The sequence below is a fragment of the Mycolicibacter engbaekii genome, assembly GCF_002101585.1.
GTDB lineage: Bacteria > Actinomycetota > Actinomycetes > Mycobacteriales > Mycobacteriaceae > Mycobacterium > Mycobacterium engbaekii.
Map to the genome: position 1 here is coordinate 1 of NZ_LQOT01000028.1, position 23,592 is coordinate 23,592.

General features: G+C 68.4%; 24 protein-coding genes, 1 other RNA gene and 1 pseudogene. 21 read left to right on the forward strand and 5 right to left on the reverse strand.

Going from position 1 to position 23,592, the window contains the following annotated elements; genetic code table 11:
• The 3 genes from AWC02_RS07945 to fadD8 form a co-directional block, all read left to right on the forward strand.
• On the forward strand, positions 1-363 hold a 363-nt coding region (locus AWC02_RS07945; protein ID WP_237160380.1), incomplete at its 5' end, for an integrase core domain-containing protein.
• A 109-nt stretch (positions 364-472) separates the two neighbouring features.
• Positions 473-691, forward strand: coding sequence for a hypothetical protein (locus tag AWC02_RS07950; RefSeq protein ID WP_085128250.1), 219 nt, complete (start codon positions 473-475; stop codon positions 689-691).
• A 193-nt stretch (positions 692-884) separates the two neighbouring features.
• Positions 885-2,477, forward strand: a complete 1,593-nt coding sequence (fadD8, locus tag AWC02_RS07955) for a fatty-acid--CoA ligase FadD8 (RefSeq protein ID WP_085128251.1) — start codon at positions 885-887, stop codon at positions 2,475-2,477.
• Between the two features lie 2 nt (positions 2,478-2,479).
• On the opposite strand, the gene AWC02_RS07960 is transcribed toward fadD8, so the two are convergent.
• The 4 genes from AWC02_RS07960 to AWC02_RS07975 are packed head-to-tail and all read right to left on the reverse strand — an operon-like array spanning position 2,480 to position 5,372.
• The gene (locus AWC02_RS07960; RefSeq protein WP_085128272.1) at positions 2,480-3,340 is read right to left on the reverse strand and encodes an LLM class F420-dependent oxidoreductase; all 861 of its coding nucleotides are present in this window, start codon (positions 3,338-3,340) and stop codon (positions 2,480-2,482) included.
• 34 nt (positions 3,341-3,374) lie between these two features.
• Positions 3,375-4,211 carry an SURF1 family cytochrome oxidase biogenesis protein gene (locus AWC02_RS07965; protein WP_085128252.1) on the reverse strand — a complete coding sequence of 279 codons (837 nt, stop codon included), beginning with the start codon at positions 4,209-4,211 and terminating at the stop codon, positions 3,375-3,377.
• Complete coding sequence (locus tag AWC02_RS07970; protein ID WP_085128253.1) at positions 4,211-4,705, reverse strand: low molecular weight protein-tyrosine-phosphatase; 495 nt, start codon at positions 4,703-4,705, stop codon at positions 4,211-4,213. The genes AWC02_RS07965 and AWC02_RS07970 overlap by 1 nt, the downstream gene beginning before the upstream one ends.
• A complete protein-coding gene (locus AWC02_RS07975) occupies positions 4,698-5,372 on the reverse strand; it encodes an HAD-IA family hydrolase (RefSeq protein WP_085128254.1) in 675 nt (224 codons plus the stop codon). Before AWC02_RS07975 ends, AWC02_RS07970 begins: the two co-directional genes overlap by 8 nt.
• Positions 5,373-5,436: 64 nt before the next feature.
• On the opposite strand from AWC02_RS07975, the gene AWC02_RS07980 reads away from it, so the two are divergent.
• The 5 genes from AWC02_RS07980 to AWC02_RS08000 all read left to right on the forward strand — a co-directional run bounded on the left by AWC02_RS07980 (position 5,437) and on the right by AWC02_RS08000 (position 10,449).
• Positions 5,437-6,570 carry a Nif3-like dinuclear metal center hexameric protein gene (locus AWC02_RS07980; RefSeq protein WP_085128255.1) on the forward strand — a complete coding sequence of 378 codons (1,134 nt, stop codon included), beginning with the start codon at positions 5,437-5,439 and terminating at the stop codon, positions 6,568-6,570.
• Complete coding sequence (locus tag AWC02_RS07985; RefSeq protein ID WP_085128256.1) at positions 6,567-7,301, forward strand: zinc ribbon domain-containing protein; 735 nt, start codon at positions 6,567-6,569, stop codon at positions 7,299-7,301. The genes AWC02_RS07980 and AWC02_RS07985 overlap by 4 nt, the downstream gene beginning before the upstream one ends.
• Positions 7,302-7,312: 11 nt before the next feature.
• On the forward strand, positions 7,313-8,407 hold the full coding sequence (locus tag AWC02_RS07990; RefSeq protein WP_085128257.1) for a bifunctional RNase H/acid phosphatase: 1,095 nt from the start codon (positions 7,313-7,315) through the stop codon (positions 8,405-8,407).
• Between the two features lie 222 nt (positions 8,408-8,629).
• On the forward strand, positions 8,630-9,751 hold the full coding sequence (locus AWC02_RS07995; protein ID WP_085128258.1) for a YeiH family protein: 1,122 nt from the start codon (positions 8,630-8,632) through the stop codon (positions 9,749-9,751).
• Between the two features lie 62 nt (positions 9,752-9,813).
• On the forward strand, positions 9,814-10,449 hold the full coding sequence (locus AWC02_RS08000) for a class I SAM-dependent methyltransferase (protein WP_085128259.1): 636 nt from the start codon (positions 9,814-9,816) through the stop codon (positions 10,447-10,449).
• A gap of 3 nt (positions 10,450-10,452) precedes the next feature.
• On the opposite strand, the gene AWC02_RS08005 is transcribed toward AWC02_RS08000, so the two are convergent.
• On the reverse strand, positions 10,453-11,169 hold the full coding sequence (locus tag AWC02_RS08005; RefSeq protein ID WP_085128260.1) for a 2OG-Fe(II) oxygenase: 717 nt from the start codon (positions 11,167-11,169) through the stop codon (positions 10,453-10,455).
• A gap of 361 nt (positions 11,170-11,530) precedes the next feature.
• On the opposite strand from AWC02_RS08005, the gene AWC02_RS08010 reads away from it, so the two are divergent.
• From AWC02_RS08010 to AWC02_RS08070, 13 genes and pseudogenes are all read left to right on the forward strand, one after another.
• Positions 11,531-12,295, forward strand: a complete 765-nt coding sequence (locus tag AWC02_RS08010) for an MlaE family ABC transporter permease (protein WP_085128261.1) — start codon at positions 11,531-11,533, stop codon at positions 12,293-12,295.
• Positions 12,292-13,128: an ABC transporter permease gene (locus tag AWC02_RS08015; protein ID WP_085128262.1), complete on the forward strand. Its 837-nt coding sequence runs from the start codon at positions 12,292-12,294 to the stop codon at positions 13,126-13,128. The genes AWC02_RS08010 and AWC02_RS08015 overlap by 4 nt, the downstream gene beginning before the upstream one ends.
• A gap of 5 nt (positions 13,129-13,133) precedes the next feature.
• Complete coding sequence (locus tag AWC02_RS08020; RefSeq protein ID WP_237160381.1) at positions 13,134-14,405, forward strand: MCE family protein; 1,272 nt, start codon at positions 13,134-13,136, stop codon at positions 14,403-14,405.
• Positions 14,405-15,433: an MCE family protein gene (locus AWC02_RS08025; RefSeq protein ID WP_085128264.1), complete on the forward strand. Its 1,029-nt coding sequence runs from the start codon at positions 14,405-14,407 to the stop codon at positions 15,431-15,433. Before AWC02_RS08020 ends, AWC02_RS08025 begins: the two co-directional genes overlap by 1 nt.
• Complete coding sequence (locus AWC02_RS08030; RefSeq protein ID WP_085128265.1) at positions 15,430-16,692, forward strand: MCE family protein; 1,263 nt, start codon at positions 15,430-15,432, stop codon at positions 16,690-16,692. The genes AWC02_RS08025 and AWC02_RS08030 overlap by 4 nt, the downstream gene beginning before the upstream one ends.
• Before the next feature lies 1 nt (position 16,693).
• A complete protein-coding gene (locus AWC02_RS08035) occupies positions 16,694-17,983 on the forward strand; it encodes an MCE family protein (RefSeq protein WP_085128266.1) in 1,290 nt (429 codons plus the stop codon).
• Positions 17,980-19,098 carry a virulence factor Mce family protein gene (locus AWC02_RS08040; RefSeq protein WP_085128267.1) on the forward strand — a complete coding sequence of 373 codons (1,119 nt, stop codon included), beginning with the start codon at positions 17,980-17,982 and terminating at the stop codon, positions 19,096-19,098. Before AWC02_RS08035 ends, AWC02_RS08040 begins: the two co-directional genes overlap by 4 nt.
• A gap of 1 nt (position 19,099) precedes the next feature.
• Positions 19,100-20,521 (forward strand): MCE family protein, encoded by a 1,422-nt coding sequence (locus tag AWC02_RS08045; protein ID WP_085128268.1) that lies wholly within the window; start codon positions 19,100-19,102, stop codon positions 20,519-20,521.
• The gene (locus AWC02_RS08050) at positions 20,488-21,027 is read left to right on the forward strand and encodes a type 4b pilus protein PilO2 (RefSeq protein ID WP_085128269.1); all 540 of its coding nucleotides are present in this window, start codon (positions 20,488-20,490) and stop codon (positions 21,025-21,027) included. The genes AWC02_RS08045 and AWC02_RS08050 overlap by 34 nt, the downstream gene beginning before the upstream one ends.
• A 12-nt stretch (positions 21,028-21,039) precedes the next feature.
• Complete coding sequence (locus AWC02_RS08055; RefSeq protein WP_133055613.1) at positions 21,040-21,597, forward strand: hypothetical protein; 558 nt, start codon at positions 21,040-21,042, stop codon at positions 21,595-21,597.
• Positions 21,598-21,631: 34 nt separating this feature from the next.
• A pseudogene (locus AWC02_RS08060) lies at positions 21,632-22,072 on the forward strand (CAP domain-containing protein); the annotation flags it as partial.
• 42 nt (positions 22,073-22,114) lie between these two features.
• An RNA gene (rnpB, locus tag AWC02_RS08065) (RNase P RNA component class A) lies at positions 22,115-22,502 on the forward strand.
• A gap of 46 nt (positions 22,503-22,548) precedes the next feature.
• A complete protein-coding gene (locus tag AWC02_RS08070; protein ID WP_237160383.1) occupies positions 22,549-23,082 on the forward strand; it encodes a hypothetical protein in 534 nt (177 codons plus the stop codon).
• Positions 23,083-23,592 lie beyond the last annotated feature (510 nt).

The following is a 23,592-nucleotide window of genomic DNA, read 5'->3' on the forward strand; positions in this document are numbered from 1 at the left end:
CACCTGCCGAGGTGTTCGAAGAGCAGCTACGCTCACTCCAATAACCCGGTGTTGCAAGGACCAGTTGAACCCAGGCAATTTCGGTCCCGAAAGTTCGTCCAGGCACTGTCGCACCACGGATTACATGGCTCGATGGGCCGCGTCGGTGCGTGTGGGGACAACGCGGCCATGGAGTCGTTCTTCGCCCTTCTGCAGCGCAACGTGCTGGACCGGCGACGCTGGTCGACCCGAGCCGAACTCCGACTGGCGATCGTGACCTGGATCGAGCGCACCTACCACCGACGCCGCCGGCAACGCGCCCTCGGCAAGCTCACCCCGATAGAGTTCGAACTGCTCCACACACCAGTCGCAACCGCGGCCTGATATTCACACCCCGCGAGTCAACTGAACTCGGGGCAGTCCCGTCGGCGGTTCGATACCGTCCGCGCCCACCGGTGGTTTGACAACGCCGCAGATCGTCAATGCGGTAGGCATGACATCTTTTCCCGTTCCCGATGAGCCCACCCCTGCCTCACCCCCCGTTCCGCCCGGCCGGGAGCCGAGCGGCAAATGGGGAGTACCGCCGTCGACCAGCCCACAGCTGACGCCCACCGGGCGCACCGGCAAGCCGGCCGGTGTCCGTGCGGTGCTCTGGCCGAGCCTGCTGGTGCTGATCGGGGCCATCGCGCTGCTGATCGTGTTCGCCGCCTGAGCGCGGGCTTTCACCCGCCTCGACAGGGCTTCGGGGCGGGGCATCTCCCTGCTGGACAGGGCCCACCACACCGGAACCCGGGTGGCGTCGGCCGCCATCTCCGGGTGTCAACCCTCGGCTCGTCCCAGCGGCGAATGGGGCGGTCGGTAGTGTCCTGCGGGCAAGCTGTCAGCGCTCTAGCGGAGGTAACTCGATGTCGACGCAGTCCATGCGCCAGCCCATTCACTCCGGACATCTGACCGTGGGCGCCCTCAAGCGCAACAAGGACAAGCCGGTGCTGTTCCTCGGCGACACCACGTTGACCGGTGGTCAGCTCGCCGAGCGCATCAGCCAGTACATCCAGGCGTTCGACGCGCTCGGGGCCGACGCGACCGGCCTGTTGTCACTGAACCGCCCCGAGGTGCTGATGATCATCGGCGCCGGGCAGATCCGGGGCTACCGGCGTACCGCGCTGCACCCCCTGGGGTCACTCGACGACCACGCCTACGTGCTGGCCGACGCCGAGGTCGCCACGCTGATCATCGATCCCACCCCGGCGTTCGTGGAGCGCGCCCTGGGCCTGCTCGAGAAGGTGCCGACGCTGCGGCAGGTGCTGACCATCGGGCCGGTGCCCGCGGCGCTCGAGGGCAAGGCCGTGGACCTGGCTGCCGAGGCGGCCAAGTACGAGCCGCAGGCGCTGGTGCCCGCCGACCTGCCCGCCGACCACATCGGCGGCCTCACCTACACCGGCGGGACCACCGGCAAGCCCAAGGGCGTCATGGGCACCGTGTCTTCCATCACCGCGATGACCACCACGCAGCTCGCCGAGTGGGAGTGGCCGGAGCACCCCAAGTTCCTGATGTGCACCCCGCTGTCGCATGCCGGCGCGGCGTTCTTCGTGCCGACCATCGTCAAGGGCGGCGAGCTGGTGGTGCTGACCAAGTTCGACCCCGCCGAGGTGCTGCGGGTGATCGAGGAGCAGAAGATCACCGCCACCATGCTGGTGCCGTCGATGATCTACGCGCTGCTGGATCACCCGGACTCGCACACCCGCGACCTGTCGTCGCTGGAGACGGTGTACTACGGCGCCTCGGCGATGAACCCGGTCCGGCTCCAGGAGGCCATCGACCGGTTCGGCCCGATCTTCGCCCAGTACTACGGCCAGTCCGAGGCGCCGATGGTGATCACCTACCTGGCCAAGGGCGACCACGACCAGAAGCGCCTCACCTCCTGCGGCCGCCCCACGCTGTTCGCCCGGGTGGCGCTGCTGGGCGACGACGGCAAGCCGGTGCCCCAGGGTGAGGTCGGCGAGATCTGCGTGTCCGGGCCGCTGCTGTCAGGCGGCTACTGGAAGCTCCCGGAGGCCACCGCCGAGACGTTCAAGGACGGCTGGATGCACACCGGTGATCTGGCCCGTGAGGACGAGGACGGCTTCTACTTCATCGTGGACCGCACCAAGGACATGATCGTCACCGGCGGTTTCAACGTCTTCCCCCGCGAGGTCGAGGACGTCATCGCCGAGCACCCGTCGGTGGCTCAGGTGTGCGTGATCGGGACGCCCGACGAAAAGTGGGGCGAGGCGGTCACCGCTGTGGTGGTGCTGCGCCCGGGCGCCGACAGCGATGCCGACGCGATCGCCACGATGACCGCCGAGATCCAGGCCGCGGTCAAGGAACGCAAGGGTTCGGTGCAGGCGCCCAAGCAGGTGATCGTCGCCGAATCGGTGCCGGTGACCGCGCTGGGCAAGCCGGACAAGAAGGCCGTACGCGCCCAGTTCTGGTCCGGCGCCGCACGTTCGGTCGGCTGAGGTCAGCCCAGCGCCGCGGCCAGCGTCCGCCACTGCTCGCGCGGGAAGGCGCGCGGGTCGGCGTCGAGCAACTGCACGCAGACGTGGTCCGCGCCGGCGGCCCGGTGCTCGGCGATCCGATCGGTCACCGCATCCACGCTGCCCCAGGCGATGATCGCGTCGAACAGCCGATCGCTCACTGAGGCGATGTCGTCTTCGGTGAATCCCGACCGCAGCAGGTTGTTGGCGTAGTTGGGCAGCGCCAGATACGAGCCCAGCCACCCGACGCCGATCTCGCGGGCCTGCTCGCGGCTGTCGCACAGGATGGCGGTCTGCTCGGGCGCCAGCAGTGGGCCCTCGCCGAGCTGCTCGCGGGCGAACCGGGTGTGCTCGGGGGTGGTCAGGTAGGGGTGGGCGCCGCGACTGCGGGTGGCGGCCAGGTCCAGCATCTTCGGTCCCAGCGCGGCAAGGACACGGGCATCGGCCGGGACGGGCGTTTCGGCGGCGTCGAGACCGTCGAGGAATGTGGTCATGGCCCGCAACGGCCGGCGGTAGCGCCCCGGGTCGCGGGAATCGATCAGCGGGGCATGGCTGACACCGATACCGAGCAGGAACCGGTCACCATGTGCCGCCGTCAACGACGTGTAGGACGCCGCCACGTCGGAGGGGTCGTGCATCCACAGGTTCAGGATGCCGGTGGCGATGACCGCACGGCTGGTGGCCGCGAGCAGGTTGGCCACCGAGTCGAACACCGGACCGCCGACGTCGGGGATCCACAGCACACCGAAACCCAAGTCCTCCAGTTCGGCAGCCGCTTCGGCGGCCTCGCCCTGATCGCCGTAGCGCAGCGGCGCACTCCAGATACCGACACCCGAGATGTTCACCATCGCCCCAGGATGGCACAACCCGCCCGGCGGTCTACCGCCGCCGGCCGTACCGGTCGGCGAGCTTCTGCTCGACGGTCATCGGTGGCGCCGGCTCGTCGGCGCCGGCCTGCCCGGACGGTTCGGACCGTTCGGCGCGCCTTGCCCGGATCTCGGCGAATGCGAAGTAGCCCAGTCCCAGCGGAGCCAGGATGCCGAACGCGATCCACTGGATTCCGTAGGACAGGAACGGCCCGGCGTCCCGGCGGGGCAGGGCGATCACGCCCAGACCACCGGGCTGGCCATCCACCAGCTGCAGGTAGGAACCGGTCAGCGGAACACCGGTCACCGCCGACACCTGCTCGGTGTTGATCGAGTACACCTGACGAAAACCGTTCTCGGTGAACGGGTTCTTGCCCGGAATGGCTGCCTGCGAATCACGCAACCGGGCGGTGATGGTGACCGTGTTCTGCGGCGGCGGCGCAATCGGCGGCAGCCGTGACCCCCCGTCCTCGGTTCGTACGTAGCCGCGGTTCACCAGTACCGTCGGCCCGCCGTCGACCGCGAACGGCGTGAGCACCTCCACCGCCGGCACCCCGTCGATCACCCGGAGCCGCACCAGCACCTGGGCCTCGGCGAGGTAGTGGCCGGTGGCGGTCACCGGACGCCACTGTTCGTCCGGCGCCGACGAATCCTGCTGCGGCAGCAGCGTTGTCACCGGTACCGGCTCGGCGGTCAGCGCGCGTTCGAGCTGGCTGTTCGCGCGCGACGTCGTGGTGTTCTTGCCCAGCTGCCACGGCGCCAGCACGGTGAAACACAGGTAGGCGAAGCCCAGCACCACCGCCGCCAGAGCCAGCCAGCTCGGGCGCAGCAGGAAGGCCAGCCGGCGCATCAGCCGTTCTCACCCCACGCCAGCTGCCCGTCGACCCAGTCGTGCAGTCCCGGCAGCGACGCCGCGATGACGGTGAACGCCCGCACGAAGTCGTCATGGTCGCCGTAGTAGGGGTCGTCGACATCCGGCACGGCCGCCCCCGAACGCGGGTCGAAAGACCGCAGCATCCGGATGCGCTCGGCCGGAATGCCCAGGCCCTTGAGCAGCCCGACGTGGTTGCGTCCGAGCGCCACCACCAGATCCGCCGATTCATGCTCGGGCCCGACCTGGGCGGCGCGGTGCTCCACCGGATAGCCGTTGTCGCGCAACACCCGGTTGGTGCGCTCGTCGGCGCCTTTGCCCACGTGCCAGCCCGCGGTTCCGGCGCTGCTCACCCGTACCGCATCGGCCAGTCCGCGCTGCGCCAGCTGGTGGGCGAACATCTTCTCGGCCATCGGGGAGCGGCAGATGTTGCCGGTGCAGACGAACGTGACATGCAGCAGCGGCTCAGACACCGAGCACCTCCCGCAGTTCGGAGACCGTCTGCACCCGGGCGACCGGACCGCGACCGTCGCCCTCGGCATCGGTGTCGCTGTAGTCCGACCGGCCGTAGCCCCAGCCGACCAACACCGTGTCGATGCCGTGCGCGGCCGCACCGTCGACATCGTGGCGCCGGTCGCCCACCATCAGGACTCGCTCCGGCAGCGGCGCCAACTGCGCCAGGGCGTGCGCCACCACGTCGGACTTCGCGGCCCGCAGGCCGTCCACACTGGCACCGGCAACCACGTCGAAGTAACCGTCGAGCCCGAAATGCGCGAGGATCCTGCGCGCGGTCGGCTCCACCTTGGAGGTGGCCACGGCCAGCCGTACCCCGGCGTCGCGCAGGTCGCTCAGCAGCTCGGCAACACCGTCGAACAGCGTGTTCATCTGCCATCCGCGACTGGTGTAGTCGGCGCGGTAGGCGGCCACCGCCGCCTCGGTCTGCTCGCCGAGTCCCATGGCGGCCAGCGTGTGATGCATCGGCGGGCCGACCAGCCGAGCGGCCAGGTCGCCGTCGGGCTGCGGCGCCCCGATCTGGTCCAGGGCGTGCCGGAAGCTGGCGACAATTCCGGCAGCGGAGTCGGTCAAGGTGCCGTCGAGGTCGAAGATCACCAGTTCGGCGGTGGCGGTGGTCGTGCGCATCACAGCCCCATTGTCCCCGACGTGCGCGGTGGCCTCGCCGGGTGGCGCACTACTGTCTTGCAGTGTGACCGCCCGGCTGGCTGACGTGATCGATGTCCTGGATGCGGCCTACCCGCCCGGGCTGGCCCACTCCTGGGACTCGGTCGGGCTGGTCTGTGGTGATCCCGACGCCGTGGTGACCTCGGTGACGGTTGCGGTGGATGCCACCGCGGCGGTGGTCGACCAGCTGCCCGACGGGGCCCTGCTGCTGGCCCACCATCCGCTGCTGCTGCGCGGGGTGGACACCGTGGCCGCCAGCACCCCCAAGGGCGCGCTCATTCACCGGTTGATCCGCAACGGTTGCGCGCTGTTCACCGCCCACACCAACGCCGACGCGGCGTCGCCGGGCGTCTCCGACGCACTGGCCGCAGCGCTGGGGCTCACCGTGGAGTCCGTGCTGGAACCGGCCGCCGCCCGCGCTGAGACCGACAAATGGGTGATCTACACGCCGGCCGAGCACGCCGAGGCGGTGCGGGCCGCGGTGTTCGCGGCCGGGGCCGGCCGGATCGGCGACTACACCCAGTGCAGCTGGAGCGTCGGCGGCACCGGTCAGTTTCTGCCCGGCGATGGTGCGACGCCGGCGATCGGACAGGTCGGCGCGGTGGAGCACGTCGCGGAGGACCGCGTCGAGGTGGTGGCGCCGGCGCGGGCGCGGGGCGCGATCCACGCCGCGCTGCGGGCCGCCCATCCCTACGAGGAGCCGGCGTTCGACGTCTTCGCCTTGCAGCCGCTGCCGGCCGGGGTGGGAATCGGACGGGTCTGCAGTCTGGCCGCCCCGGAGCCGCTGCGTGACTTCGTCGCGCGCGTCGCCGCGGGCCTGCCGGCCACCACGTGGGGGGTCCGGGCCTCGGGTGACCCGGACCTGGAGGTCTCGAAGGTGGCGGTCTGCGGCGGCGCGGGAGATTCCCTGCTCGACGCCGCGGCGGCCGCCGACGCCCAGGTCTACCTCACCGCGGACCTGCGGCACCATCCGGCTGACGAGCACTCCCGCCGCTCGGCGGTGGCGCTGGTCGACGTGGCCCACTGGGCCAGTGAATACCCGTGGTGCGCGCAGGCCGCCGACATACTCCGCTCGCATTTCGGTGCGACGCTGCCGGTGCGTGTCAGCACGCTGCGCACCGACCCCTGGAATCTCGCGTTCGAAGGAGACCGGTCATGAAGGCCGCCGTAGCACAACAACGTTCGCTGCTGGAACTCTCGGAGCTCGATGCGGAGCTGGCCCGGATCTCCCACCGCGCCCAGAACCTGCCCGAGCAGCAGGACCGCGACCGCATCCAGGCCGAGCACACCGCATCGGCTGACCGGCTGGCTGCGCTGGAACTGGCCTTGGAGGATCTGGACGCCCAGGCCGGCCGCTTCGAGTCGGAGATCGACGCGGTGCGCCAGCGCGAGGACCGCGACCGTGCCCTGCTGGATTCGGGGCAGACCAACGCCAAGCAGGTCGTGGATCTGCAGCACGAGCTGGAGACGCTGCACAAGCGTCAGTCGAGCTTGGAGGACTCGTTGTTGGAGCTGCTGGAGCAGCGGGAGCAGCTGCAGGGTCAGGCCACCGCCGAAGCGACGGTGCTCGAGGGCCTGGCCGCCGATCTGGCCGGGGTGCAGGAGGCGGTGGCCACCGCCCTGGCCGAGATCGAGGCCAACCGCGAGCAGCGAGCGGCCAGACGCGCGGAGTTGGCGGCCACCATCGACGACGAACTGCTGGCGCTCTATGAGCGCCAGCGCAGCTCCGCCGGGGTGGGTGCCGGACCGCTGCGCGGCGGCCAGTGCGGCGCCTGCCGGATCGAGATCGACCGCGGCGAGCTGGCGCGGATCTCCGCGGCTGCTCCCGAAGAGGTGCTGCGCTGCCCGGAATGCAGCGCGATCCTGTTGCGGGTCAAGGACTTCGGGTAAGCCCAGCACCGATGAAGGTGATCGTTGAAGCCGACGGCGGGTCGCGTGGCAACCCGGGGCCGGCCGGATACGGCGCGGTGGTGTGGTCTGCCGACCGCGGCGAGGTGCTCGTCGAGGTCAAAGAGGCCATCGGGGTGGCCACCAACAATGTCGCCGAATACCGCGGTCTGGTGGCCGGCCTGACCAAGGCGGCTGGGCTGGGAGCCGCCGAGGTGGCGGTTTTCATGGACTCCAAGCTGGTGGTCGAACAGATGGCCGGCCGCTGGAAGGTCAAGCATCCGGACCTGATCCCGCTGCACCGCAAGGCCCGTGAGCTGGCGGCGACCTTCGACCACGTTCGCTATTCGTGGATACCGCGGGACAAGAACTCCTACGCCGACCGGTTGGCCAACGAGGCCATGGATGCCGCCCAGAAGGGTGTCGTGATCGAGGCGCCCGCACCGAAGCCGCCGGCAGCGGCTGCGCCCGCGGCTCCCGGCTGGACCGGTGCGACCGGCACCGCGACACGGCTGCTGCTGCTGCGCCACGGGCAGACCGAGCTCTCGGTGCACCGGCGCTACTCCGGGCGCGGCAATCCGCCGCTGACCGAGACCGGCCGGCGCCAGGCCGGGGAAGCGGCGCGCTACCTGGCGGCCGGCGGCGGTATCTCGGCGGTCATCAGCTCGCCGCTGCAGCGGTGTCGTGAGACCGCCGAGGCGGCAGCCCGGCTGCTGCGTCTGGATGTGGCCGTCGACGAAGACCTGACCGAAACCGACTTCGGTGCCTGGGAGGGCCTGACTTTCACCGAGGCCGCCGCGCGCGATCCCGAGTTGCACCGGCGCTGGCTCAACGACACCTCCACCGAGCCCCCCGGCGGGGAGAGCTTCGACGCCGTGCAGCAGCGGGTGGTGCGGGCGCGTGACCGGATCGTCGCCGAACACGGCGGTACCACCGTGCTGGTGGTGTCGCACGTGACGCCGATCAAGACCGTGCTGCGTCTGGCGCTGGACGCCGGACCGGGCATCCTGTACCGGCTGCACCTGGACCTGGCCTCGCTGAGCATCGCCGAGTTCTACGGCGACGGCCCTTCCTCGGTGCGTCTGGTCAATCAGACGACCTACCCGTAGTCCCGAGTGCCGCGCCGCGCGGGCTTCGCGGCCGGGTGTTTGTGCCGACGGTGATTGCAACCCTGTCGTGGCCTGCCGGCAGTGTCATAGCGTTACTTCCCGACCGGCGTATGGGAGGCCGCAGATGAAGAGGTTGGGAACCGACGGGTGGGCGAACCTGGTGGTCGGTGTGCTCGTCGTGCTGGCGCTGGCCGATGTCCTTCCGAAGATTCCCTGGTGAGCATGACCACGACGCACCCGGATTCGGACCTGCCCGCCGCGGACGCGGTCTTCACCAGCCGCCGGCCGCTGGACTACCTGCCCGGCATCGCGTTGCTGCTCACCGTGGGCCTGTTGGGCAAATACGCCCAGCGGTGGTGGCTGGCGCTGGGACACCAGCTGCACGCGACGCTGCCCGACATCGAGTATGTGCTGTGGGCCATCGTGATCGGGCTGGTGATCCGCAATACCGTGGGACTGCACCGGATCTTTGTGCCCGGCGTGCTGACCTACGAGTTCTGGCTCAAGGTCGGCATCGTTGCCCTGGGCTCTCGCTTCGTGCTCGGCGACATCGCCAGACTGGGCGGCGTCAGCTTGGTTCAGATCCTGCTGGACATGACCATCGCCGGAGCGATAATCCTGGGCGCCGCACGCGTTTTCGGTCTGTCGGGAAAGCTTGGATCCCTGCTGGCCATCGGAACCTCGATCTGCGGGGTCTCGGCCATCATCGCCTCCAAGGGCGCCATCCGCGCCAAGAACTCCGAAGTCAGCTACGCGATCGCGGCCATCCTCGCACTGGGGGCGGTGGCCCTGTTCGTGTTGCCGCCGCTGGGCCACCTGATCGGGCTCAGCGACCACGAGTTCGGACTGTGGGCCGGGCTGTCTGTCGACAACACCGCCGAGACGACCGCCACCGGCTACCTGTTCTCCGACGAGGCCGGCAAGATCGCGGTGCTGGTGAAATCCGTCCGCAACGCCCTGATCGGGTTCGTCGTCCTGGGTTTCGCCCTGTACTGGGCGGCCCGCGGACAGGCCGACCAGGTGGCGGACGGCTACCGGGCCAAGGCCGTGTTCATCTGGCGCCAGTTCCCGAAATTCGTTGTGGGGTTCCTGGTGGTGTCGGCCGTGGCGACGGCCGGTTGGCTGGACAAGGCGCAGCTGGCCAGCTTGGGCAACGTGTCGCGGTGGGCCTTCCTGCTCACTTTCGCCGGCGTCGGACTGTCCACGGACTTCCGGCAGATCGCCCGCGCGGGCTGGCGGCCGTTGCTGGTGGCCGTCATCGGCCTGGTGGCGGTGGCTACGGTGTCTTTAGGGCTGGTGTTGGTGACGTCCCGATGGCTGGGTTGGGGAGTGGCCGCCTCCTGAGGGCACCGACGCCGGAGCGCGGCGTTGCCGCGCGGTACTCCGACCGAGAGGGAACACGACCGATGACCGACGAAGCGCCCGACCCGCGCGAGTTCTGGGACGAGTTCTACGGCGGCCACGACCCGGTGTGGAGCGGACGGGTCAACGCGCAGCTCGCCGAGATCGTCGCGGGCCTGCCGCCGGGCCGGGCGCTGGACCTCGGTTGCGGGGAGGGCGCCGACGCCCTCTGGCTCGCCGCCCAGGGCTGGCAGGTGGTGGCGGTCGACATCTCGGAGAACGCGCTGCGTCGCGCCCGCGCAGCCGCACAGGCGCGGGACGTCGCGGACCGTATCCGCTTCGAGCGTCACGACCTGTCCACCGGCTTCCCCCCGGGCCGATTCGACCTGGTCTCGGCGCAGTTCCTGCACTCGCCGGTGCCACTGGACCGGGTGTCGGTGCTGCACAGGGCCGCCGAAGCCGTCGCGGCAGGCGGCACCCTGCTGATCGTCGACCATGCCGCCGCGCCACCCTGGGCCGGTGAGCATGCGAGTGAGCACCATTTCCCGACCGCGCAGGAGGTGCTGGCCGGTCTGGACCTCCACGCTGCGCAATGGGAGTTGCTGCGGTGCAGCACCGCCGAGCGCGAGGCGCTCGGACCCGACGGTCAGTCCGCGGTGCTCACCGACAACGTGATCGTGCTGCGCCGTATCGCGGGGTAGCGTTCACGCGGCGTCATGAAAGATCAGTCCCAGCGTGTAGCGCTCACCCGAACGGATCGGTGAAACGCCGTGGCGCACCGGCGCCCTCGACCAGCCGCGGGTAGAGCGCACCGGGCGCTCCCGGGTGGTGAACACGTAGCCGTGGCCCTGCGGCAACTGCACGGTTGAGCCCCGCGACTGCGCGCGAGGACGCTGCTCGACAAGCAGAAACTCGCCGCCGGTGTAATCGGTGGCCGGGTCGCTGAGGTTGATCACCACCTGCAGCGGAAACACCAACTCGCCGTAGAGGTCCCGATGCAGCGCATTCCAGTCGCCGGGGCCGTAGCGCAACATCAGCGCGGTCGGCTTGGTCTGGCCGGCCCGGTGACAGTGCCCCAACCAGTCGTCGAAGTCGTCGGGCCACGGCGCCTCCCGGCCCAACCGATCGGCCCAGGCCCGGGCGATCGGCAACAGGCGCGGATACAGTGCCCGCTTGAGCGCATCCACGGGATCGGGCGCCGGTGCCGCGAAGTATCGGTACTGCCCGGACCCGTAGCGGTGACGCTGCATGTCGACGGTGGCCCGGAAGCGCTCGTCGTCGGCGTAGCAATCCCGCAGCCGCGCGGTCTCGGCGACGGTCAGCAGCCGCGGCAGCAGCGCACCGCCGTACTCGTCGAGTTCGGCGGCGACGGCATCCCAGTCGCCGGCGTCCACCCGCCGCTCCCAGCGCGTCGGGGCCATAGCGGGGCTCCTTCCGATCGGGGTCCTACCGAGTGTGCGCCACCGCACCGAGATGCGGCTGCGGCAACTACAGCAGTGTCGCCACTTCGGCCGGTCCCATTAAATCGCCGTGCGCCAAACATCCGGCCGATGGCAACCAGCAGGTTCCGTGAACACCGCGCTAATGGGCCATTTTCTGGCGTTGACAGCTAACTCCGGCGCTCCTACTGTTCCGGCCTACTGAGGAGGGGAACGGTCGATGGGCGGGAGATCAGCAATGACATGCGGACCTGGCGGAGCGGCAGCGCAGCCATCCCCGGCGGGCCGGCCCGGACGCGCGCGAACGGGCTGAGGCGTTGGCGCACCCCACAGGCAGGCAGCGATGAGCGGGCCCTCCTGGACCAAGCCCGCGATCGCGGTCGGCGATTTCGTCGTGCTTGCCGGCGAAACGTTCGCGGCGATGACGCGACCCCCGTGGGCTTGGCGTGAACTGATCAACCAGATCTGGTTCGTGGCACGGGTGTCGATCGTCCCGACGATCATGCTGTCGATTCCCTACACCGTGCTCATCGTCTTCACGCTCAACATCGTGCTGCTGGAGATCGGCGCCGCTGACCTGTCCGGCGCCGGCGCGGCGCTGGCGGCGGTCACCCAGGTCGGCCCGGTGGTCACCGCCATCGTCGTGTCGGGGGCGGGCGCCACCGCCATGTGCGCCGACCTGGGTGCCCGCACGATCCGCGAGGAGATCGACGCGATGAAGGTGATCGGCGTCAATCCCGTCGAGGCACTCGTGGTGCCCCGCGTGATCGCGGCGACATTCGTTGCGGTGATGCTCTACTCGGTGGTTGCGGTGGTGGGCCTGACCGGAAGCTATGCCTTTGTGGTGTTCGTCCAGCACGTCACGCCGGGTGCTTTCGTCGCCGGGATGACGCTGTTGACCGGACTGCCGCAGGTGGTGGTTTCGCTGGTCAAGGCGCTGCTGTTCGGCCTGTCGGCCGGGCTGATCGCGTGCTACAAGGGGCTGTCGGTGGGCGGTGGCCCGACCGCGGTGGGCAATGCGGTCAACGAGACCGTGGTGTTCGCGTTCATGGCGCTGTTTCTGATCAACATCCTGGCCACCGCCTTCGGCGTGAAGGTCGCGCCGTGACGGCCGCCGAGCGCACCGCGCCCGCCGGCGCGGGGCTGGCCGACGCCGCCCGCCGTCTCGGTGAACAGACCGCCTTCTACGGTCGCGCGCTGGCGGCTGTCGGAGACGCCGTACGCCGCTACCCCGGCGAGGTGCTGCGGCTGATCGCCGTGATGGGCATGGGGGCCGGAGCGCTGGCCGTCATCGGTGGCACCGTGGTCATCGTCGGCTTCCTCACCTTGTCGACCGGCGCCCTGATCGCCGTGCAGGGCTACAACACCTTGTCCAACGTCGGGATCGAAGCACTGACGGGATTCCTCGGCGCCTTCCTCAACGTCCGTTTCATTGCGCCCGCCACCGCGGGGGTGGCCCTGGCCGCCACGATCGGTGCCGGCGCCACCGCGCAGATCGGCTCGATGCGCATCAGCGAAGAGATCGATGCGCTTGAGGCGATGGGAATTCGGGCGATCACCTATCTGGCCGCCACCCGCATCGTCGCCGGTGTGCTGGTGGTCATTCCGCTCTACACGGTTGCCGTGCTGATGGCGTTCTTCGCCACCCGGTTCGGCACGACCGTGATCTACGGGCAGTCGCGCGGCGTCTACGACCACTACTTCTCCACCTTCCTGCAACCCACCGATCTGCTCTGGTCGTTTCTGGCCGCCCTGTCCATGGCCACCGCGGTGATGGTGGTGCACACCTACTACGGTTTCACCGCCACGGGCGGCCCGGCCGGCGTCGGAGAGGCCGTCGGCCGCGCCGTACGCACCTCGGTCACCGCGACGGTGTTTGTGCTGCTGACCATCACGCTGTCCGTGTACGGGCAGTCCGGCAACTTTCACCTGTCGGGGTGAGTCCGGTGAGCAGCAGCACCCGCAACGAATCGCACCGTGGCGGAATCGACCCGATCTGGTGGTCGCCCGTTCTGGTCCTGGTGGTCACGGCCTTGTGCGCCATGACCGCCGTGCTGTTCTCCGGCACGTTCCGGCGATCCGTCCCGCTCACGCTGGTCTCGGATCGAGCCGGCCTGGTGATGGAGGACGGAGCCAAGGTCAAGCTGCGCGGTATCCAGATCGGCGAGGTGAGATCCATCGGCACTCAACCGGCCGGTGACGCCGAACTGTCCACGCTGCACCTGAAGATCGATCCCCGGCCCTTCTCCTACCTGCCGGGCAATGTCGAGGCCGAGATCAAGTCCAGCACCGCGTTCGGCGCCAAGTACGTCGACCTGATGATCCCCCCCGGCGGACCCAGCGCCCAGCCCCTCAAACCGGGAGCGGTGCTGCGTTCTCGCAACGTGACGGTCGAAGTCAACACCATGTTCGAGAATCTGCAGGCGGTGGTTCACGCCATCGACCCCGCGAAACTCAACTCCGTGCTGTCGGCGGTGGCCGAATCCCTGCGGGGCAGGGGAGACGTCATGGGAGCCGCCATCACCGGCGCCAACACGATGCTGACGGCGGTGAATCCCCGTATGCCGACCGTGCAGCGCGACTGGCAGCTGTTCGGCCGGACCAGCGAGATATATTCCGCTGCCGCGCAAAACATCCTGAACACGCTGGACTCGGCGGCGACCACCAGCACGACGCTGTCTGCCCAGGCGGGCGAACTCGATGCGCTGCTGCTCGCCGCGGTCGGCTTCTCCACCACGGCTGTGGACACCATCGGGGTGAACCAGCCTGGACTCATCGAGGCGCTCAATCTGATGGCGCCGACCACCGATCTGCTCGAGGAATACTCGCCGACCTACACCTGCCTGTTTCAGGGTGCGCAATGGTTCCTGGAGAACGGCGGACGAGATGCCATGGGCGGAAACGGAAGATCGGTCATCATGGACGCCGCGATGCTCGCCGGCGACGATCCGTATCGCTACCCGGACAACCTGCCACTGATCAACGCCCGGGGCGGGCCGGGCGGGCGGCCCAGCTGCGGATCGCTGCCCGACGTGAGCAAGAACTTCCCGGTCAAATATCTGGTCACCGACACCGGATTCGGGACCGGCCTGGACGTGCGGCCCAACCCCGGTATCGGCTTCCCCGGCTTCGCCAACTACTTCCCGGCAACCAAACCCGAGCCCGAGCCGCCCAAGATCCGCTACCCGGGGCCCCCGGCGCCAGGACCGGAACCGTGATGAGAGGCAACATCGGCAAGACCCTGACGTGGGTCACGCTGTTCACCACCACCTGCATGGTGTTCATCTTCATCCTGGTCACCGTGTTCGGACAGTTCCGATTCGACTCCAGAGTCGGCTACCGGGCCGAATTCACCAACGTGTCGGGTCTCAAGGGCGGCAACTTCGTTCGCATCGCCGGTGTCGAGATCGGCAAGGTCACCGGCATGGCGTTGCACGCCGACGGCACGGTGACGGTCGACTTCTCCATCGACCGGGGTCTGACGCTCACCGAGGGCACCCGCGCGGCGGTGCGCTACGAGAACCTCATCGGCGATCGCTACCTGTCGCTGGAACAGGGGCCGGGTTCGCTACAGACTCTGGCACCGGGTCAGACGATCCCCGTGACACGCACCGCGCCCGCACTCGATGTGGACGCCCTCATCGGCGGATTCCGGCCGCTGTTCCGCGCGCTGGATCCCGACCAGGTGAACGCGCTCAGCGGCGAACTGCTCAGCGTGTTCCAGGGCCAGGGCGCAACCATCGCGTCGGTCTTGTCGCAGACCTCGGCGTTGACCACGACGCTGGCCGGGCGCGACGAGTTGATCGGGCAGGTGATCGACAACCTCAACACGGTGCTGGGCACCTTCAGCTCCCGCGACCGGGAGTTCGGCCGGGGGCTCGACTCGCTGACGCAGTTGATGCAGGGCCTGGCCGATCGCCGAACCGACCTCAGCCGGGGCGTGGCTTACATCAACGCGGCCGCGGGATCTGTCGCTGACCTGCTGGCCGTGGCCCGCGAACCCATCCGCGATCTGGTGGTGCAGACGGATCGGGCTGCCGGCCAGGTACTGGCCGACCGCGACTATGTCGATGATCTGGTCAAGACGCTGCCCGACGCCTACCAGATTCTGGCGCGCAACGGCCTTTACGGCGACTACTTCGGCTTCTACATGTGCGACCTGGTGCTCAAGGTGAACGGCAAAGGCGGCCAACCGCTCTACGGCAAGATCATGAACCAGACGACCGGACGGTGCGCCCCGAAATGACCAGACCGAGACTCCCGCGGATCACCGTCAAACCGCTCGCCGAACGCAACCGTCCCGCGGTGGGCGCCGTCGGCATCCTCCTGCTCGTCGCGCTGGTGATCGCGGTGTTCAGCTACGACCGGCTGCCGTTCGTCAAAGGCACGTCGGACTATGCCGCCTACTTCACCGAGGCCGGCGGCATCAAAGCCCACAGCGACGTGCGGGTGTCGGGACTCGACGTGGGTCGCGTTGTCGGCGTCGGTTTGGAGGGCAACCGGGTCCGGGTGAGATTCACCGTCCGAAAGGGTGTGGTACTCGGGGACCGAACCGAAGCCGCGATCAAAACCGAAACGGTGTTGGGCAACAAGTATCTGGAACTCACACCGCGCGGCGACGGGCGGCTCACCGGTCCGATACCGGTGGAACGCACGACCTCGCCCTACGATCTGCCCGACGCCCTGGGAGACCTGACCGCGGTCATCAGCGGCCTGGACACCACGCAGTTGTCCTCGGCGTTGACCACGTTGGCGGAGACCTTCAAAGACACGCCGCCGGACCTCAAGATGGCGCTGCAGGGCGTGGCTCGATTTTCGGACACCCTCGACAAACGCGACGCCACCCTGCGTCAGTTGCTGGCCGACGCCAACAAGGTCACCGGGGTGCTGGCGCAACGCAGTGAGCAGATCGCCGGCCTGGTCGTCAACAGCAACGCCCTGCTGAGCGAGCTGTTGTCACAACGCAATTCCGTCGACGCGCTGATGACCAACCTGACCGCGGTATCGCGACAGGTGTCAGCCGTGGTCGATGACAACCGACAGCAACTCAAACCCGCGGTGGACAAACTCAACGGCGTCCTGGAGATCCTCGACAACCGCCGTGCCGATCTGCAACGCACCCTCTACCTGTTTCGCCGCTACGCCATGTCCTTTGGCGAGGTGCTGGGCTCGGGACCGTTCTTCAAAGCGTCAGTGGTGAACCTGATTCCGGGCCAGTTGGCCCAGCCGGCCATCGAGGCCGCCTTCTCCGATCTGGGCCTGGACCCCAATGTGCTGCTGCCCTCGGAGCTGAACGACCCGGCCGTGGGCCAGCCCGGCACCCCGCCGCTGCCCATGCCGTTCCCTCGCACCGGCCAGGGCGGCGAGCCCAACCTGACCCTGCCGGACGCCATTACCGGCAAACCCGGAGACCCGCGCTATCCCTATCGGGAGCCACTGCCGGCGCCACCACCGGGCGGACCACCTCCCGGCCCGCCGGCGCTCGGCCCGGAAGGGGGGAGCTGACATGAGCGCGCGCTTCGCGGTCGGCGCGTACCTGCCGGCCAATCGCGTGCGACAGCTGCGGCTGGGCATCGCCGCTGTGCTGGTGTCGAGTCTTGTCGTCGCACTGTTCCTGGTGGTCGGACCGCCCCGCAAACACACCTACACCGCCTACTTCGCCAACACCAACGGCCTCTACACCGGCGACGAGATCCGCATCCTGGGTGTCGCGGTGGGAACCGTCGAGCGCATCGAACCGCTCCCGGATGCCGCCAAGGTGACCTTCTCCGTCGACGCCCGGTACCAGGTGCCCGCCGATGTCCGAGCGGCGATTCTGTCGCCGTCATTGGTCAGCGCCAGGGCGATTCAGCTCGTCCCGGCCTACACCGGTGGTCCCGAGCTGGCCGAGGGTGCCAGCATCGGACCGGATCGCACAGCGGTTCCGGTCGAGTGGGACGACCTGCGTGAGCAGCTGGAAAAGCTCACCGATTCCCTGCAGCCGTCCGATGCCGACGGCCGCAGTGCCGTCGGCGCCTTCGTCAGCACCGCGGCGGCCAACCTTCGGGGGCAGGGCGACACCGCGCGCGAGACGGTGATCAAACTGTCGCAGGCGATGTCAGCACTGGGTGATCACAGCACCGACATCTTCAGCACGGTCCGCAACATGCAACTGCTGGTCTCGGCGCTTACTTCCAGCAGTGACCTGCTGGCGTCGTTCAACGTCAACCTCGCCGATATCACCAGCGTGCTGAGTAATTCGCCTCGCGAGTTCGCCGATGCGATGACGGGTCTCGACGGTGCGGTCAAAGACCTGTGCGACTTCATAGGTGAGAACCGGGAGGGCTTCGGCGTCACGGTCGATCACCTGACGGCGATCACCGGCGCCCTCGACGAAAGCCGCGGTGACCTCAAACAGGTTCTGCACATCGCGCCATCGGTGTTCCAGAACTTCGTGAACATCTATCAACCGGCCCAGAGTGCGATCACCGGTGTGATGGCGCTCGGGAACTTCGCCAACACCGTCCAGTTCATCTGCAGCGGAATCGAAGCACTGGCCCGGGCCAACTCACTGCAGGCATCGAAGCTGTGCGTGCAGTACCTGGCGCCGATCATCAAGAACCGCCAGTACAACTTCCTGCCGATCGGCGGAAACCCGTTCGTCGGTACCGCAGCAAGACCCAACGAAATCACCTACAGCGAAGACCGGCTCAAGCCGGCCGCGACGTCACCGCCGGTCGAGCAGGCCGGGCAATCGGTCGACCCCGAGCTGGGCCTGCCCGGTCTGCTGCTGCCACCGGCCCAAGGATCGCCATGAAGCGCATTCTTGTCTCGGCACTGGCCGTCGCCGTCCTGTCCGGGGCCACCGGCTGCCAGTGGCGCGGTCTGAACTCACTGAGCCTGCCCGGCACCGCGGCCGGCAACGGCAGCTACACCGTCTCGGCCCAGTTACCCGATGTTGTGGTCATCCAGCAGAACTCGCGGGTGCGGGTCGCCGACGTCAACGTCGGCAACGTGACCAAGATCGAGGTCCAGGACTGGCATGCGCTGGTGACCATGCGCATCGACGACAGCGTGCACCTGCCGGCGAACGCCACCGCCAAGGTCGGTCAGACCAGCCTGCTCGGCTCGATGCACATCGAGCTGGCGCCGCCCACCGACGAGCCGCCGCGCGGCGAACTGCACGACGGTGCGGTCATCCCGCTGTCGAGGGCTGCGAGCTATCCCACCACCGAACAGACCCTGGCATCGGTGTCGCTACTGCTCAACGGTGGGGGACTGGCCCAGGTACAGGAGATCAACCAGAGCTTTGCCCGCGCGCTGGCCGGTCGCGAATCCGAGATGCGCAGCCTGCTGGGCCAACTGGACACCTTCATCGGTGCCCTCAACGACCAGACCGACGACATCATCTCGGCCACCGAGAAGCTCAACGGGCTGGCCGGCCAGTTCGCCCAGCAGAACCCGGCCGTCGAGCGGGCACTGACCACGATCCCGCAGGCGCTGGCCGTGTTGGCGAAGGAGCGCGCCACCATCGCCGATGCCGCCGACGCACTGGCAAAGTTCAGTGCCATCGCCGTCTCCACCGTCGAGCAGAGCAGGGAGGCCCTGGTGGCCAACCTGCGCAACATCGCCCCGGTGCTGCGCTCGCTGGCCGATGCGGGACCCGCACTGACCCAGGGCCTGGACTTCCTGTCCACCTACCCCTGGGTGAAGAGCAACATCCCCAATTGGTTTCGCGGCGACTTCGCCAACATCAGTCTGGTCGTCGACCTGACGTTGAGCCGGATCGACAGCGGTCTGTTCACCGGAACCCGCTGGGAAGGCAATCTCACCGAGCTGGAACTGCAGTGGGGGCGCACCGTCGGACAGATGCCCAGCCCCTACACGGCGGGCAATCCGCTGATCGCCCCCTACCACTTCGGGGGGTACTGAGATGTTCCGGCTCTCGCGCACCGTCTGGACCCAATTGGCGATCCTGGCGGCGGTCACGGTGATCGCCGGTGCGGTGATGGCGTTCGGCTTTGTGAAGGTTCCGGCGCTAATCGGCATCGGCCGCTACACCGTGACCGTCGAATTGCCGGCGTCCGGCGGGCTGTACCCGACCTCGGTGGTGACCTACCGCGGCACCGAGATCGGCCGGGTCAGCGGCATCGACGTCGACGCCGACGGGGTGCGGGCGGTCCTCAAACTTGATTCGTCGATCAAGGTGCCCGCGCAGGTGACGGCCGCGGTGCACAGCCGGTCGGCGATCGGTGAACAGTTCCTCGAACTGACCCCCATCGACACCGCGGCCGGGCAGCCGACGCTGCGTGCCGGTGACGTGATCCCGGCGGACAGGGTGCGGATTCCCGCCGACATCGCCAACCTGCTCGACGCCACCAACCGTGCGCTGCTGGCGATCCCGCCCGACGACCTGCGCACCGTCATCGACGAGGCGGACAAGGCGGTAGGCGGTCTGGGCGCCGAACTGGCACGCATCGTCACCGGCTCCACATCGCTGGCCATCGACGCAGGTGAGGCCGCCCAGGCCTTCGCCCAGTTGATCGACCAGACCCCGCCGGTACTGGATTCCCAGGTGCGAACCGCAGATTCGATCGCGACCTGGGCCCAGCGGCTGGCGTCGATAACCGGCCAGCTCAGCGCTGAGAACCGGGCGTTCGCGGGTCTGCTCAGCGTGGGCGCACCGGCACTCGATGAAGCCGATGCGCTGCTGGGCCGGGTGGCCCCGGCGCTGCCGGTGTTACTGGCCAACATGGTCAGCCTCGGTCAGATCGCGGTGACGTTCCATCGGGGCATCGAGCAGCTGCTGGTGCTGTTCCCGCAGGGGACCGCGGTCATGTCGGCGATCACCCTGGCCGATTCGGGTCTCAACGGCCCCTACCGCGGCATCTACCTGGACTTCAACCTCAACATGAACTATCCGCCGCCGTGCAACACAGGATTCCTCCCGGCCCGGCAGCAGCGGGCACCGAGCCTGGAGGACTACCCGGACCGGCCCGCCGGCGAACTCTACTGCCGGGTGCCGCAGGACTCCGATCTCAATGTGCGTGGCGCACGCAATATCCCGTGTGAGAACAACCCCGCCAAGCGCGCACCCACCGTCGAGATGTGCGAGAGCGACGAGTCTTACATCCCGCTCAACGACGGCTACAACTGGAAGGGCGATCCCAACGCAACCCTGTCCGGTCAGGCAGTGCCGCAGGATCCGCCGGCGCCCCCGGTCGCCTTCGTCCCCTACGACCCGCAGACCGGCGGCTACCGCGGCCCGGATGGCAGGCGATACACCCAGAGCGATCTGACCGCCCAGCGGAAGGAGCAGACATGGCAGACGATGTTGCTGCCGCCGAACCCGTAGCGCCGATCATCGCTGCCAGACAGCAGCATTCGCCACGGCTCGTGGTCACAGCAGTGCTGCTGGCCGTGGCGGCGCTGGCCGGGGTGGTCGGCTGGCTGGGCTACCGCGACCACAGTGTGCGCCAGGCGCAGGCCCAGCGTGAGCGCTACGTGCAGGTCGCGCGTCAAGCGGCGATCAACCTGACGACCATCAGCTACGCACAGGCCGACGCCGACGTGCAGCGCATCATCGACTCGACGACCGGGGAGTTCCGGGAAGACTTCACGCAGCGCTCGCGGCCCTTTGTCGACGTGGTCAAGCAGGCGCAGTCGGAGTCCCAGGGCACCGTCACCGAGGCCGGAGTGGAATCGGTGAACGGCGACCGGGCCGATGTCTTGCTGGCGGTCTCGGTACGCACCACGATCGCCGGGACCGTTACACCGGAGCCGCGCCGCTGGCGGATGCGAATCAGCCTGCAGAGCACCGCAGACGGCGCCAAAGTGTCCAACATCGCGTTCGTTCCCTGAGCGGGGTCCCAGATGTCTTCCACACCCACCGTAGAAGCGCCCGAGAGCAGCGCCACCGAGCCCGATGCGCCGGGGCGGGATCGGCGGCCGGCACTGCGGCGTCGCGTGGCGATCGCCGTGCTGTCGGGCCTGGCCGCGATTCTGGCGCTGGCGGCCGGTTACCTGCGATGGCAGGACGTGAGCGCCCGACTGGCGCAGGAGGCGACCGAACAGTCGGTACAGACCGCGGCCGCTACCACGATCGCGATGCTGTCGTATCGCCCCGAGAACGTCGACACCGCGTCGTCGGCCGCCGCCGAAGCCATGACCGGCGCCTTTCGCGAGGAGTACACCCGGCTGATCAAGGACGTCGTTGCCCCCGGGGCCAAGCAGCAGCACATCTCGACGGTGGTCACGGTGCCCGCGGCGGCATCGGTGACCGCGAGTTCGCGCCACGCGGTGGTCCTGCTCTTCATCGATCAGGCGACCACGATCGCCGATGGCCCGCCCACCACGACCACCTCGAGCGTGCGGGTCACCCTGGACAAGGTCGGTGGCCGGTGGCTGGTCTCGCAGTTCGACCCGGTGTAGTCCGCAGATGGGAGATCACGTGCCGCGCGCAGCGATGCTGACGATGATGATTGCCGGGGCGGCGGCGCTGCCCGTCGCCGCCGCCGACAACTCGCGGCTCAACGACAGCGTCGTGACCAACGTCTACACCATTCACCATCAGGCGGGCTGCGCCGAGCCGGTGACGGTCGATCCCCGGTTGGTGCTGGCCGCCGAGTGGCATGCCAAAGACCTTCTCGGCCACCGGGATCTGGACGCGAACCTGGGTTCGGACGGCTCCACGCCACAGACCCGCGCACAGGCCGCGGGCTTTCCGGGCGTGGTGGCCGAAACCGTGGCGGTCAACCCCGCTGTGGCCATCAGCGGCATCGAGATCCTCAACCGCTGGTATTACAACCCGGTGGATTTCGCCATCATGTCCGACTGCGCCAACACCGCGATCGGCGTGTGGTCGGAGAACAGCCCGGACCGATCCGTGGTGGTTGCCGTTTACGGTGCGGCGTCAGCGGGCCGCGCGTAGTACGGTGATCAGCGCGGACGAGTTGGCCGGGCGGCCGCGGCTCGCCTAGCGCGGGTCGAGGAAAGTCCGGACTTCGAAGAGCAGGGTGATTGCTAACAGCAATCCGAGGTGACTCGCGGGACAGTGCCACAGAAAACAGACCGCCACCGACAGGTGGTAAGGGTGAAACGGTGCGGTAAGAGCGCACCAGCGTTCCGGGTGACCGGGACGGCTTGGTAAACCCCACCCGAAGCAAGGCCAAGAAGGCCGCACTCCGGTGCGGCTGCGCAGGTGTTTGAGGGCTGCTCGCCCGAGCCTGCGGGTGGGCCGCTTGAGGTACCCGGCGACGGTGTGCCCAGATGGATGGTCGCCGCCGCACCGCTTCGGCGGTGCGGGACAGAATCCGGCTTACAGGCCAACTCGTTCGCCCCACGAGGCAGACCAGTGCATTTACCCCTTCGAGCGGTCCCGCCGTGCCCGATCAGCAGGGCGATCACCGCCGCGCCGCAGCGCACTCTGGGCAAATGGGGGTTAATTTAGCGTCCATGACGAACGAAGAACGCCTCCGGCAGATCGCCAGGGACGTGTTCCCGGACTGGTCGCGCCCGCCCCGGATCGTGGTGGAGCAGATCGGCCAGCTGGTCAGGCGATGGCCGGTTGAAGGCTTCGCCCGCGAGAACCTGCCGGATCAGCAGTGTCGTCTGGTGTGGATCGACAAGCACGCGATCGGGCAACTGGACTACATCGCAGACGCTGCCGAGGAGCAGGATCTTGCTGCCGTCATCCGGCCGCTGAGCCAGGTCATCGGGGTCGAGGTCAAGGCCTATGGTTCGGCGGACGCGTTCGGGGAGCGGACCTACCGTCGCGCCGTGGTGGTGTGCTTCGCATCGGGGAATCCGATCGCGGTCGACACCACCCAGCACGCGAACGACGGCCTTCGGGGCCACGCCGACCGGTTCATCGATCGGGTATTGGACGCACTGGCGGGCGCCTCCGCCGCCAATTAGACCGCCCCCACCTGGCGGCTGGGGACGTTCTTGTTATCGGCAAGGTCAGTGGGATGTTTTTGGTGCCGTCGTTGTACGTCGGCCAGCGCGCTGGCTCGGCGGCTAGTAATCCCAGCGCCAATAGCCCATCCGAGTGATCGCATGACCATCGCGCAGTGACGCCGGCCGCGACGCGCTGGCGGCAGAACTTTGCGGACTGGTCACCCTGGTGGCCGGGCGTAGCCCAGCCTGATCGTGGTGTAGACAATTCGCCAGTCGAAGAAACCATGTGCTGTTGCTGCTGTAGCTATGCTGCCGCGCATGGGGGAAGCAAAGTATCGCCTAGGTGGTCACTCCGGCGGAACATGGTGCAACTACGACGTGGTGGCTGAGAAGTCTTATGGGGCGACGATCCTCACCCTTTTGCCATCCGACTGGGATGGACGCGGAGTTGTGATCGCGCTCATCGAACGTCCCCAGGTGTGCTCGCCGAAATTCCTCACCTGTGAGCACCGGTCAGTGTAGGGGTTG